Raw genomic sequence first — 13,454 nt, 5'->3', positions numbered from 1 at the left:
GAGGGCTTGTGGCACAGCCTCCGTGTGACGTGTATTGTCTGCTGTATGCAAAGTTTGATGGCTTCAAAAATACGCAAAAAAACAAAAACACCTCAATCCATGCATTAAGCCCTTAAACGCCGGATGAGGACATGTAAAAAAAAGCCCCAATTTAGATTGGGGCTTTTTCGTGGCTTCGCGCAAGTTAACGAATTTCCACTTTTCGATCCGGTTGCAAACAAGCAATCAATGCCGCAGAGGCTTGACGACCAACACAATTCGTCGTGCTGATGCTGCCCGCCCCACGGCCTTGGGACTGTATGCCCACCGACGACAGCGCCCGCACCACCATGTCGGCTCGCGCCTGCGACAATCGTTTGTTGTATTGCGGATTGCCCAAGCGATCCGCATATGCAGTGACTTGGTACGTTTTGTTGCGATCCGCTTTGGTCGCCCAATCACGAATCTCAGCCACACCTTGTGGCAACAGCTCCGTTGAGTCAAACTTGAACAAGCCATCCGCTGACATCACCACAAGGGGGGGCGGTTCAGGCTTTGCTTCAACAGGGGGGCAGCTGTGATCACCCACAGGCTTCCACATCATGGCATTGACTTTATATCGATTGTCAAACAGCACTTTGTACTGGCATTGAACCGTTTCGCCATTGACTAAAAAATTCATCAAATAAGTCCAATCCATGACTTTGATGCCTTCGTTATACGATGGAAAGCCAATCAAATCACGTACTTGCTCTCGATTTAAGCCCGCCTGCATTTTACTTAAATTTTCAGAGTTGACATACCGCCCCCCCTTCAACCAACCCGAGTTGGCTGAAGGCCAACGTATTTCCTGTGCTTGCGCCGTCAAACATGCCACCGCCAAGCCAAACGCCATTATTTTTTTCATTATTTTTCCCTTTACTCTATCGAGGCCATTCCGATGCGGCCGTGATGCCGCACCGATGCACTCATTTCGTCACGCCTCAATTGTCATCCGACAAATGCATCATGATTGCGGCCGCTGCACCATATTTACGCTGCGTGTTTGCAAACGCTGAAGCTGACAGCACCCACCGGCCATTGTCCGAGACCCGAGAAATCTTGGCCGCAATGGCCGCCTGACCACCCACCGTTGCCACGCCCAAACCAATCGCCGACTTACCTGGGTGAATGGATGTGGGTATCTCACTCGCGGCATAAACACCCGCCATGTTTGCGTTCAGTTTCTTTTCATTTTTTTCTATTCGGGTATCCAAATTGTCCACACGTGTTGACAATGAGGCCACCGCACTGTTGGTTGCAGTCAAGCCCGTAGACAACGAATTCACAGAAAATGCCGTACTGGTCGACAAGGAATTAATCGATGTCATGGTGCTGGTGGACAAGGAGGCCACCGCACTGTTGGTCACAAGCACCGATGTCGACAAAGAGTTCACCGAATGGGTGGTGGATGTGGACAACGAGGCCACCGCGCTGTTCGTCACCACCACTGCACTGGACAATGAGCCGACTGAAACTGCGGTCGCGGTTGATAAAGAAGCCACTGCACTGTTGGTTGTCACGCTCACCGTTGAAAGCGAATTCACCGAGCTGCCTGTTGATGTGGACAATGAGGCCACCGCGCTGTTGGTTGCCACGCTCACCGTTGAAAGTGAATTCACTGAACTGCCTGTTGATGTGGACAATGAGGCCACTGCGCTGTTGGTTGCCACGCTCACCGTTGAAAGTGAATTCACCGAACTGCCTGTTGATGTGGACAATGAGGCCACTGCGCTGTTGGTTGCCACGCTCACCGTTGAAAGTGAATTCACTGAACTGCCTGTTGATGTGGACAATGAAGCCACCGCGCTGTTGGTTGCAATAACCGCAGCCGACAACGAGGCCACCGCGCTGCTTTTTTGAACAACAACCGTTGACAATGAACCAATCGCATCGCCTGTCGCAGTGGACAATGAGGCCACTGCACTGTTGGTGGTCACCACAGAGGTCGACAATGACTTAACCGAGCTGATTGTGGTCGTCGACAAGGAGGCCAGCGCACTGTTGGTTGAAACCACCGATGTGGACAATGAATTGACTGAGCTGGTGGTGGCTGCAGACAAAGATGCCACCGCACTGTTGGTCGTCACATTCGCCGTTGAAAGCGAATTCACCGAGCTTCCTGTTGAAGTGGACAATGAGGCCACTGCGCTGTTGGTTGTTACACTCGCTGTTGACAATGAGTTCACCGAGCTGCTGGTTGAAGTGGACAATGAAGCCACTGCACTGTTGGTCGTCACACTCGCCGTAGAAAGCGAATTCACTGAACTGCCGGTGGTGGTCGACAATGAGGCCACCGCGCTGTTGGTCACCACACTCGCAGTAGAAAGCGAATTCACTGAGCTGCTGGTGGTGGTCGACAATGAAGCCACTGCACTGTTGGTTGTCACACTCGCCGTTGACAATGAATTCACTGAGCTGCTGGTGGTGGTCGACAATGAAGCCACCGCGCTGTTGGTCACCACACTCGCCGTAGAAAGCGAATTCACTGAGCTGCTGGTGGTGGTCGACAATGAGGCTACCGCGCTATTGGTCACCACACTGGCGGTTGACAATGAATTCACCGAGCTGCTGGTTGAAGTCGATAACGAAGCAATTGAACTTTGCGTCACACTTAAACCTGAATACAATTGACTGCCGTTGATGCCGTCGGTGGATGAGTCGCTGATTTCACCTGGAGCCAGATTTTTAATCTGACGTTCAGCACCGACTGACCCAAGACTGACCACCCCCGTCGCCGTACCTGCGAAGCCACCATACATCAAAGTGCCTACCGTCGCAAAATTAACCTGAGTCGCAGCCAACAACGCCTCACTGCCAGCCCCAAGGGCGATGTTGCCCAAAGCGGCACTCGCATTTGCGCCGATTGCAATCGACTGATTATCCGCCACCGTTGAAGCAAAACCCATGGCAACCGTATCACTCGCAGTCAACCCTTGTCCAGCCATATAACCCAAAGCCACATTGTGCCGACCTGTGACACTGCGGCCAGAGGCCAGCCCGACCGCCACATTTTGACTGCCCAACACATAAGAACCCGATTCCGCACCCAAGCCTACGTTGTCTGGACCTGAGGTATTTTTACCGGAATTATTGCCCACGTATGCAGAGTAGCTGATATTGCTGTTCTGACCCGCGCCTGCGCCGATCGCAATGGCTGATTTACCGTATGAACCATTCAATGCATTTGAACCCAATGCGATGTTTTCACCATCACCGTACATGTTTTGTCCAGCATTGACGCCCAAAGCAATGTTGTTGTTCCCAATGGACGTAGAACCCGCATTCAAGCCAACGTAGAAATTATCATTGCCCACAGCACTTTGCGCAGCGGAATGTCCCATCGCCACATTATTGTAGCCACTTGAACCCACGCCCACAGCGTAGCCCACAGCCACTGAAGTCAGCCCTGCTTGAGAATATGCACCAACGGCCACAGCCTCTCGCTTGGCCTCCGTTTGATGACCGATCGCAGTGGCATCCGTCGCATTGGCCGTTGCTGAACCGCCCACAGCCACAGAAGCATCAGTTGCCGACACCGCCGAAGCACCCGTGCCAATGGCAATGTCTTGTGCCAAAGCATCTCCAGCCGCCGATCCCACGACACCACCGCCCAATGCCACAGCGCCAGCCTGAGCTGAACCCACGTACACACCAGCCCCCAGCACAACGGCACTCAGCATCCCCGATGCTTTGCCTTTGGTACGCGATGCGGCCACTTCGGACACAGCCACCCATGTGTTGGTCTGTGCATTAAAAATACTGCGATAAGTTTTATTCATTTCATCCCCTTCAAATTACCATTGGCCATTTATCATGTGTACTTGCCAATGCCTCCGTATCTTTTTTTTGCAAAAGACAAACGTAACACTCTCAAATTTAGAGTTATATCGTAGGATCATCCTACTTCTATTTAATCAAAAAGACAATTAATATAAAACAATATCAAACAAACGATTAAAACAAACCAAAAACATCAATTAAAGTATCACCATTAACAATCAAAGCTAATCATATGATTTTTATGTGATATTTTTAAAGCATTCAAACGCCTATTTGGATATAAATTGTCAAACACATGGTGGCACAAAATAAATAATGTTTCATATTTGACACACTATTTACCTATAAATATTTTGAATCAAAGAGCATAACCTTAAAAACCAAACCCATATGTGCACTTTAAACAACACCCCAATCACTCATTTCTCACCCACTCACTGAAAAACACCATGAATACAATGCAATAAGCAGCCCACTCGCCGCACACATCATTCGCTTTCAGTTAAAATCGTCTGATTCAGTCAACACACTAAAAATCCATTTTATGAAAACATCCACCCGCATCATTTGCGCCAATTTAAATGGCATCCGCTCAGCATCGTCCAAAGGTTTTTTTGATTGGCTGGGCACGCAAGGGGCTGACTTTGTCTGCGTGCAAGAACTCAAAGCACAAGCGGACAACATGCAAACTGAATTCATGGTGCCGCACGACCTCAAAGGACACTTCCATTACGCTCAAAAAAAAGGCTACAGCGGTGTCGGCCTGTATTCACGCGCGACCCCCGATGAAGTGATCATTGGTTTTGATGACGGGGAGTTCGATGCGGAGGGGCGTTATGTTGAGGCGCGATTTGGCAAGCTATCGGTGATTTCTGTGTATTTCCCATCAGGCTCATCAGCACCAGAGCGCCAAGAGGCGAAATACCGTTTTTTAGATGTGTTTTTACCGCACATCGCTGCGCTGCGTGCGCAAGGACGTGAGCTGGTGATTTGTGGTGACGTGAACATTGCCCACCATGAAATTGATTTAAAAAATTGGAAGGGCAATTTGAAAAACTCAGGTTTTCTGCCCGAGGAGCGCGCTTGGCTCAGTCAATTCATGCAAACAGTTGAGTTGCACGACGTGTATCGCACACTTGAACCCAACACCCACCAATACACATGGTGGAGCAATCGCGGCCAAGCACGAGCCAACAATGTGGGTTGGCGGATTGATTACCAATTGGCCACACCAGCCATCGCCCAGCATGCCTGCGCAACCTCGGTTTACACCGAGCGCATGTTTTCAGACCATGCCCCCATCATCATGGATTACCGTGCAGATTTAATCCAGCTGACAGCCGTTTAGGCTTGTCGAACATTTTTGTTACACTGGACACCTTGCATTGCCCCTTTATTTTGCATTATTTTTTGAGCCACACATGACCAACAGCACCCCTCACCCTTGGTACAAACAAATTTTGACCCGTCAAATGCTGATTTGCATTTTCACAGGTTTTGCCTCGGGCTTGCCTTTGTATTTTTTACTCAATTTGCTGCCCGCTTGGTTGCGCAGTGAAGGCCTCAATTTAAAAACCATCGCGGCCTTTGCCTTGATTCAATTGCCTTTCACATGGAAGTTTTTGTGGTCGCCCTTGATGGATCGTTACAACTTGATTCCAAAAATGGGACGTCGACGCAGCTGGATGCTGTTGACACAATTGGCACTGCTCGGCTCCATGTGGGCTTACAGCTTGTTTAACCCGACTCAAGACATTCAAAACATCGCCATTTTGTCCACCTGTGTGGCTTTTTTCTCTGCCAGCCAAGACATCGTTCTGGATGCTTATCGCCGTGAAATTTTAAGCGATGAAGAGTTGGGTTTGGGCAACAGTGTTCATGTCAACGCCTATCGGATGGCCAGCCTGGTGCCAGGCTCGCTGTCTCTGATTTTGGCGGATCGTTTACCGTGGTCAACTGTATTCATCATCACGTCATTATTCATGTTGCCAGCGATTGGCATGACCTTGTGGGTGGGCGAGCCGAAATTGCTCGCACGCTCGCCACGCACTTTGGCTCAATCGGTGATTGAACCTTTTAAAGAGTTCATTGGCCGCCAAGGCTGGATGAGCGCATTGGGTGTGCTCGGTTTCATTCTGCTGTACAAATTGGGCGACAGCATGGCCACCGCGCTGGCCACACCATTTTACCTCGACATGCATTTCACCAAAACGGACATCGGCGCAGTGGTCAAAGGCAGTGGCTTGACCATGCAAATCCTCGGGGCATTCATTGGTGGCATTTGGATGCTAAAATTAGGCATTAACCGTGCGCTGTGGTTATTTGGTGTGGTGCAAGTGGTGTCTATTTTGGGGTTTGCTTGGCTGGCACATTCAGGGCCGTTCATCGAAGTGGGCGCAGCAGAACGCTCAATGTTGGCCGTGGTCATTGGCTTTGAAGCATTGGGTGTGGGCCTTGGGACGGCGGCTTTTGTCGCTTACATGGCACGTGAAACCCACCCCGCTTACACGGCCACACAATTGGCGCTGTTCACCAGCTTATCGGCCGTGCCGCGCTCAGTGATTAATGCGCTGACAGGCGGCTTGGTTGAAAAAATGGGTTGGGAAAATTTCTTTTATTTATGCACTGCACTGGCGATTCCCGGCATGCTCATGCTCTTCAAGGTGGCCCCGTGGAACCACACCCCCACCCCTTTATCAACTGATTTCACCAGCAGCCCTGCAAAGTAAGGCACACACCATGCGCACTAAAATCCTGATCTCCTTGCTCGCCATCAATCTGGTTTTGGCACTGTATGGCCTTGGGCGGTTTGATGGTCTTTTAGCACCTGCTTACCAACGCACAGCTTACTTGAATGCGCAGGGTCAAGCACCTGTGATTGCCCCCCCTCCAGTAGCCGCACCTAAAATTGCAACTCAAAAAATGGTCATACCGCCCACGGCACCTGCGATGCCTGCGGTTGCACCTGTGACCCCGCCGAGTGTCGCAACAACAGCACCTGCGGCCAATCACACAGCCAGCAGCACGGCAAGCACAACAAACAAAGCAAGCATAAAAACCAACTCAAACCCAGCGCCGACCAACATGGCCACTGCTGCGCCCACCCAAAAAACCACCACGGCCAGCAGCACCAGCAAAAAAACCAATCGACCAACGCAAATGGCTTCGACCAATTATGAAGAGCCCGTGTATGAGCCCGTTCGCATCGCCCCTCAACCTGCCGCCCCATCGCCAGTCCGCACAGAAAGTCCCGTCGTATCAAGTGGCACATTGCAACGCCATCAAGTCAACAAAAACATTGCGTCCATGTGTCAAAACTCAGTAGGTGCTTGGTTGCCTTGCCATTGATGCACCCAAAGCAACGCACAACAAAACAAAGGCATGTGGAATACATTCACTGCTCCAGCCCCATTGATCGAAGCAATGAATCGAAGTACAAAAAGAATTAAAAACCACGCCCCCATCACCACTGGTTTTGTTTTAACTTGACGGGTTCAATCTGGCAAAAGCCGCGCTTTAACCTTAGAAAAAGTGACGGGATTAATTCACACCCTGTTAAAGCACCCGTTGCACAAACTCAGCCGTGATGCGATTGCGTAAGCACTGATACGCCCCTGCGAAAGTAGGCTGACCCGTCTGCACATAAGCCTGCTTATAAGCATCACACGCCAACAAGTTAAGGCAATACTCATTGTCCTCCATCGGCATCGATGCAGGCAAACTGAATGTATCAAAGGCCTCAATGACATAAGCCCCCGTGGCCAAAACATACGTGGCAAATCGCTCTTGCACAAACGTTTTCATCGGGTATTTATAGCCACCAATATAATAGGTGTTGTCCGAGAACGACCGAGCAAAATCATCCTCACCCGCCTCCACCATTTGAAAGAACTGCTCGCCCAATGCCAACCATTGCCGCCAAAACTTAGGCTTAGCAATTGTGTAATTGCAAAAAGCGGTGTTTTGACTGTGCGTGATGAGCTGATGAAAATCAACGGGTTGGCCGATGCGCTTGAAAAACTCAGTGCTCATGTCAAGTAAACCGGCATGCCAATAATTACCCTGCTCAAAGACATTTCGAAAAAAAGCCGTCTGATCCCAGCAAGGTGAAAAAATAAAGGCATCCACGTCTGCACGGAATTTATGCTGCACAAATTGAATCACATCCGCCGACCCCAAACCCAACTTGCGCCCAAACTTCGGTGAAAAAAAACCATACAGGTCATCCTCGTTCATGTGCTCGAGGTGCGCATTTAAATACTGCCGAATCGGCCAAAACTCATACCAGTCAGGGCGCGCATTGCTCATGTTATCCAAAGGGATGAACCCCGCATCCAAACCAACCCGCGTTTCCTCGTTGTAATATATTTGATGGATGAATAAATTGGCCAAGCCCAATCTCCTAATGTGTTAAACAGCCGATGACAGCGCACTTTGATCAAGCGCTTGCTGAACCACTCGACGACTGTCACGATAAGCCTGCTCAAAAACAACATGCCCCGTCCGGACAAACGCCTGCTTGTGTGCATCACAATCAAGCAATGCAGAACGGTTGGATTCAAACACATCAATCAATGTGGGTAAATGGTACAAAGGGCAGGACACCACATTGAACGCTTCGGTCGCCAAAATGAGGGTCGCCAAACGTTCCTGAATAAAGACTTTAAAGGGGTAGCTGTACTGATCGTTGTGTCGCGTTCCCAGCGTTAAATGCCGCCCCAACTCATCCTCAGGAGAGGCTTCAGCGATGTTAAACAGCTGCTCAACCAATGCCATCCAACGATACCAAAACCTGGGCTTGGCCACAATGTAATTACAGAACACCGTATTTTGACCGTGTGAGACCAATGCACTCAAATCCGTTGGATGACCAATGCGCTGTAAAAAGGCTTGACTCACAGCCATCAAATCGGGGTGCCAAAAATCACCTTGCTCAAAGATATTTTGAAAAAAAGCCGCTTGATCCCAAAAAGGCGTGACAATAAATGCATCCACTTCAGCACGGTGATTTTCTTGTATGAATTGCATCAACTGAGCGGCATTTAACTGTGTTTTCAGCTCAAACTTGGGCGATAAGAATGCATAGTAATCGTCCTCTTTGAGTGCATGGGTGCGTAAAAACCGTTGAATCGGCCAATATTCAGACCAGTCTGGTCGTTCATTGCTGCGGTTATCCAAAGGAATGAAACCCGCATCCAATGCCTGAAAGGATGCATCATCGTAATAAATTTGGTAAATATGGACGTTTTCAGCCTGAAGCATATCAAGGCCTCAATTTGCTCAACGTGGCGTTGGTCTGCGCAATGGCACGTTTATTTTTCTCTTCAATCCACGCCGCCCCTTTGCGTTTTCGCATCCAATTGTCATAGTGGCGGACGACGAAAAGATTAAAGACACCACGCACGATGTTGCTCGCATGGATTGGAAAAGCCCGCAAGCTCATTGAAAACCCAGGCGTGATGTATTTCATGTAATGCCAATAGCCTTCAGGCATGTACAGCATTTCACCATGTCGCAAATCAGCGACATAGGGATGCACATGACGCAGTGCAGGCCATTGATTAAAATCAGGATGATCAATGTCAATTGATTCATGGCAAATGTTCGAATAGGGAATTTTATACATCAACGGTGTTTGCTCAGGCGGGATGATGATGCAACGCTTTTCTCCCGCAAAATGGAAATGTAAAATATTCGACAGATCAATGTCGTAATGCATGAACACATTCACACCTTTTCCACCAAAAAACAAAAAAGGCAGGCTTTTAATTAGTTTTAGTTTTAAATCTGGAAATTTAAAGTCATTTTGCAACACAGGCGCATGCTTCATGAGGCTGTACAAAAAAATCCGCAACGTTGTTTGCCCACTCAGTAGCAAATCAATGTAATCGCGCATGCTCATGGTGGCATCGGGCTCATTGACCTTTTTGGTGTAATCCACAGGGTCGTTGTTGTACAGAGGCACCATGGTGTCGCCTGCCACCTGTTTGATGTATTCAAAATGCCATTTTTCATACGCAGGCCAGTCTGCCGTCAGTCGTTCAACGACAACAGGCTTCTGCGGTTTGACATAAAGGTTATAAAAGTCGGTTGGACTGATGGTCGCAACACGCTCGACGGCTTGGAAATCAAACCCCATGGAAAACTCCGTTGTGAGTGGATTATTCAGTTAAGGAAAGATGAACAGCCCCCCTTTTTTCCTTAACCATTTTATTTTAGCTTCCATTATAAACCATCACCGTGAACCCACAATCAAGGGCTAGCTTTTTGTGCGAACAACTTTACTGCTTGTCGTTTTACGAGGCGTTTTACTTACTGCTGCGGGCGCTTTTTTAGCTCGACTGGTGCGAGTGGGAGCGGCCGTCGTTGAATTAAGGCCGTGTTCAGCTGCCTCGGCAACCGTGGTTTTAGCCGCATCCACCAGTGGCTGTGCCAATTGAGCAAACTGATGTTGCAAACCATCCCACCATGATTGTGCCATTTTTTCAAAGGCTGCTGGCAAAGCCTCTGTGCTTGACTCAGAATCAGGCTCTACTTCACTGCTTTCTGGTGCCTCAACATGGGTGTGCTTTTCAGCGGCTTTTTTAGGCTCAGGCTTGGCCTTCACCACAGCGGGTGCTTCAGCGACAACCTCTTCAGTCACCCCTTGTGCAGCCGCAAATGGATTCATCTTGGCGAACTCGCCCAGTGCATCTTTGGACAGTGCTTGCCATTGAGCCAAAGCCTGCAACGTTTGCTTCTGCACTTGCAATTGTTGAACGGTGCTGTTGACCAGCTGCAAATTCATGTTCAACCATTGTGCAACAGACTCCAGTTGTTGGATGCGCTCATCCAGACTTTCAATGTTTTGTTGGGCATCATTGAGCAAAGGGTTGACCAAAGGCATGCCTGCGAACGTGGGCGTTGCATTGTCAGATGAAGCGGACGCATTGGGCATGGAAAAAAAAGATGGGATTTTTGAAAACATGGTGTCTCCTTGGGTCTTCAAAAAGAAAGCGCAGACTAAAATGTAAGCCTTTGAGCGCAAAAAATGTTTTATTTTAATGCTGCATTATTAAACACCCTTTTGGGCATACAAACAAGTTTTTTGCTAAACTAAGTTCAAACTTCATCGTCAACCGATCCCCCCGTCACCCCTTAAATACAACCTTTCAAACACAACATTTCAAATATAACCCTTTTCTCACGTTCACTCGCCAATGCCCAAACCAATCAACGCCCACCGCAATAAAAAAAACATGCTCTTGAGCGGCCTCCTGCATGGCTTCCTTTTGGTGACGCTGTGGTTCACCGCCAGCGACATCAGCACGCCCGAACCCACACCACCCGAAGTCGTGGACGCAACCATTTTACCAGCCACAACCGAAACCACGCCTGAGCAACAGAAAACCATCGCAACACCAGCCACACCAGCAGCAACACCAGCAACACCCATAACACAGACTAAAACCGAAGCTGTTAAACCCGCCCCGCCGACCCAAGCTAAGCCTACGGCTACCCGTGCCCATGCGGCCTCTGCACCAAAGGCACAAGCGGTAAAAGCCGACTCGTCAACCACCGCAGACAATGGCACTCAAACGCCCAAAAGCAACGATCATGGTAATGGCAGCAGCAATCCAAGCAACACAAGCCCATCCAATACAACCGCCACAAATGAAACCCACACAGCCGCCAGTAAACCACTTGTAAACGGCATCCCCATTGCGGTTTCACCGATTGGCGGCTTTCAAATTGAATACAATGTCACCGCGAGCAAAGGCAATATTGAAGCGAGCGGTGGTGCCACCCTGACATTCAAACGCAATGATGGCACTTACACCGCCGACCTCTCAGCCAAAGCTGCCATTGGTAAATTTTCGGCTCATGCCGAAGGTGAAATCCGCGACAACACGATTGCCACCACCCGTTTCAATGATGGGCGAAGCGTTTCTTTTTTAGGCATGGGCACAGAAAGGGCCGGAAGCAATTTCATCATCAGCTATCCAGAAAAAGTGATCAACTTTGGCTCCACAAGCAACGGCACATCGCCCTTGCCCTACACCGTGGTCTATGACTACCTGTCGGCCATCGTTTACTTGCAAGCCTTGCTACAACAGCACCCCGAACAAGCCCAAGCAGGTAATCACCTGCAACTGCCGATTGGCAAACGAACCACCGTGGAAATGGCGACTGTCACATTCAAACCAAGCGAGCGCCTGTCAACTGCAGAAGGTGCATTTGAAGGCGCAGTGCCTGCCAGCATCCAAATCCCAAGCGGCAGCATCCAACGCATTGATGTGTGGCTCGTCCCAGAAAAAAAATACCGACCTTTACAAATTGAACTTGGCTTCACTTCAGGGAAAGTCACACTCATCAGCCGAAAATCCAGTTGAACGGGATAACCCATAAAAAAAACCGTGAATACATTCACGGTTTTTTATTCAACAACACTTGGTTTACATAAGGTCATTTCACCAATTTCAACGGACTGGCCTTTGGCGGCGGCGTTGGCTCTGTTGGAGACTCACCGTCATCGGATTTCTCAACACTCGCTTGATCGCCCTCATCGTCATCGCCCTCCACATCGAACGGCATGCCCTGACCAGTTTCTGCAGCAAAAATAGCAATGATATTGGCATACGGCACATGAATGTGATGCGCCACCCCCGCAAAACGGGCTTGAAACTGAATGGCATCCCCAGACAAATCCAAGCCACTGGTTGCATCCATGCTCACATCCAGCACAATCTTACCATCGGCCGCGTAACCTGCAGGCACACGCGTCCGACCATCCACATGAACGAGGATGTGCGGTGTATGCCCAAGGTCATTGCACCAATCCCATAAAGCGCGAATGAGATAGGGCTTTTGTGATGCGGTTGTTGACATGAGATTTCCTTACAAAAAAACGACAAGGCATTAAGGCGTTGAGTGCACTCAATGCATTCAACGCCTTAACCACTGCAATTAACGGCGCATGACTTTTTCAGAAGGGGTCAGTGCTTCAATGTATTTTGGACGAGAGAAAATACGTTCCGCATACTTTGACAACGGTGCCGCCGCCTTGGGTAAGCTGATGCCATAATGCTCCAAACGCCACAACAATGGTGCAAGCGCAATGTCAGGCATCGTAAAATCATCACCCAACATGTATTTGTTGTGGGCAAAAATAGGAGCCAATTGAGTCAATTGATCCGCAATGTGTTTCGCAGCCGCCTCATGTTCCGCTTGGCGAGAGACATTTTCTAAGGTTTGCACATGAACAAACAACTCACGCTCAAACGTCAACAACATCAAACGCACGCGTGCACGCATCACAGGATCCGCAGGCATCAATTGTGGGTGAGGAAAACGCTCATCAATGTATTCGTTGATGATGTTTGATTCATACAAAATCAAATCACGATCAACCAGAATGGGCAATTGACCATATGGATTCATCATCATAATGTCGTCTGGCTTTTGAAACAAATCAACATCACGCACTTCAAAATCCATGCCTTTTTCAAACAAAACGAAACGACAGCGTTGTGAAAAAGGGCAGGTTGTTCCTGAATATAAAACCATCATAATAGAAAAATCCTTGTAAACAGAACGACAACATGTCGCCGATGTGACAGTGTGCGCAATTAAAACAAAAAAGGCAAGCCATGCTTGCCTTTTCGTTAGTAATT

General features: G+C 49.0%; 12 protein-coding genes. 4 read left to right on the top strand and 8 right to left on the bottom strand.

The genetic code is table 11. The features are described 5' to 3' along the window. Nucleotides 1-184: 184 nt before the first annotated feature. Together bamE and DTO96_RS03485 are read right to left on the bottom strand one after the other, a co-directional pair. Complete coding sequence (gene bamE, locus DTO96_RS03490) at nucleotides 185-886, bottom strand: outer membrane protein assembly factor BamE domain-containing protein (RefSeq protein WP_114562230.1); 702 nt, start codon at nucleotides 884-886, stop codon at nucleotides 185-187. A gap of 76 nt (nucleotides 887-962) precedes the next feature. Then, nucleotides 963-3,800, bottom strand: coding sequence for an ESPR-type extended signal peptide-containing protein (locus tag DTO96_RS03485; protein ID WP_114562229.1), 2,838 nt, complete (start codon nucleotides 3,798-3,800; stop codon nucleotides 963-965). Nucleotides 3,801-4,345: 545 nt separating this feature from the next. Between DTO96_RS03485 and DTO96_RS03480 the strand changes: the two genes are divergently transcribed. The 3 genes from DTO96_RS03480 (at nucleotide 4,346) to DTO96_RS03470 (ending at nucleotide 7,149) form a co-directional block, all read left to right on the top strand. Further along, nucleotides 4,346-5,149, top strand: coding sequence for an exodeoxyribonuclease III (locus tag DTO96_RS03480; protein WP_114562228.1), 804 nt, complete (start codon nucleotides 4,346-4,348; stop codon nucleotides 5,147-5,149). Between the two features lie 73 nt (nucleotides 5,150-5,222). Next, nucleotides 5,223-6,530 (top strand): AmpG family muropeptide MFS transporter, encoded by a 1,308-nt coding sequence (locus DTO96_RS03475; protein ID WP_114562227.1) that lies wholly within the window; start codon nucleotides 5,223-5,225, stop codon nucleotides 6,528-6,530. 10 nt (nucleotides 6,531-6,540) lie between these two features. After that, the gene (locus DTO96_RS03470) at nucleotides 6,541-7,149 is read left to right on the top strand and encodes a hypothetical protein (protein WP_114562226.1); all 609 of its coding nucleotides are present in this window, start codon (nucleotides 6,541-6,543) and stop codon (nucleotides 7,147-7,149) included. 207 nt (nucleotides 7,150-7,356) lie between these two features. Here the strand turns inward: DTO96_RS03470 and DTO96_RS03465 are convergent, their stop codons facing one another. The 4 genes from DTO96_RS03465 to DTO96_RS03450 form a co-directional block, all read right to left on the bottom strand. Beyond that, nucleotides 7,357-8,193 carry a hypothetical protein gene (locus DTO96_RS03465; RefSeq protein WP_114562225.1) on the bottom strand — a complete coding sequence of 279 codons (837 nt, stop codon included), beginning with the start codon at nucleotides 8,191-8,193 and terminating at the stop codon, nucleotides 7,357-7,359. Between the two features lie 18 nt (nucleotides 8,194-8,211). Further along, nucleotides 8,212-9,063, bottom strand: a complete 852-nt coding sequence (locus DTO96_RS03460; protein ID WP_114562224.1) for a hypothetical protein — start codon at nucleotides 9,061-9,063, stop codon at nucleotides 8,212-8,214. A 1-nt stretch (nucleotide 9,064) separates the two neighbouring features. Further along, complete coding sequence (locus DTO96_RS03455) at nucleotides 9,065-9,940, bottom strand: cupin-like domain-containing protein (RefSeq protein ID WP_114562223.1); 876 nt, start codon at nucleotides 9,938-9,940, stop codon at nucleotides 9,065-9,067. A gap of 120 nt (nucleotides 9,941-10,060) precedes the next feature. Beyond that, entirely contained in the window at nucleotides 10,061-10,768 is a 708-nt protein-coding gene (locus tag DTO96_RS03450) for a PhaM family polyhydroxyalkanoate granule multifunctional regulatory protein (RefSeq protein WP_114562222.1), read from the bottom strand. Nucleotides 10,769-11,000: 232 nt separating this feature from the next. Here DTO96_RS03450 and DTO96_RS03445 point away from each other — a divergent pair, with 232 nt between their 5' ends. Continuing rightward, nucleotides 11,001-12,173: a DUF3108 domain-containing protein gene (locus DTO96_RS03445; protein ID WP_114562221.1), complete on the top strand. Its 1,173-nt coding sequence runs from the start codon at nucleotides 11,001-11,003 to the stop codon at nucleotides 12,171-12,173. Between the two features lie 73 nt (nucleotides 12,174-12,246). Here the strand turns inward: DTO96_RS03445 and DTO96_RS03440 are convergent, their stop codons facing one another. After that, a complete protein-coding gene (locus DTO96_RS03440; protein WP_114562220.1) occupies nucleotides 12,247-12,669 on the bottom strand; it encodes a ClpXP protease specificity-enhancing factor in 423 nt (140 codons plus the stop codon). A gap of 78 nt (nucleotides 12,670-12,747) precedes the next feature. Then, nucleotides 12,748-13,350, bottom strand: coding sequence for a glutathione S-transferase N-terminal domain-containing protein (locus DTO96_RS03435; protein ID WP_114562219.1), 603 nt, complete (start codon nucleotides 13,348-13,350; stop codon nucleotides 12,748-12,750). Nucleotides 13,351-13,454: the final 104 nt, after the last annotated feature.

Origin of the sequence: Ephemeroptericola cinctiostellae (assembly GCF_003339525.1) — a bacterium.
In the GTDB taxonomy this organism is placed as follows: Bacteria; Pseudomonadota; Gammaproteobacteria; order Burkholderiales; family Burkholderiaceae; genus Hydromonas; species Hydromonas cinctiostellae.
This window is presented reverse-complemented; position numbering and strand designations above follow the sequence as displayed.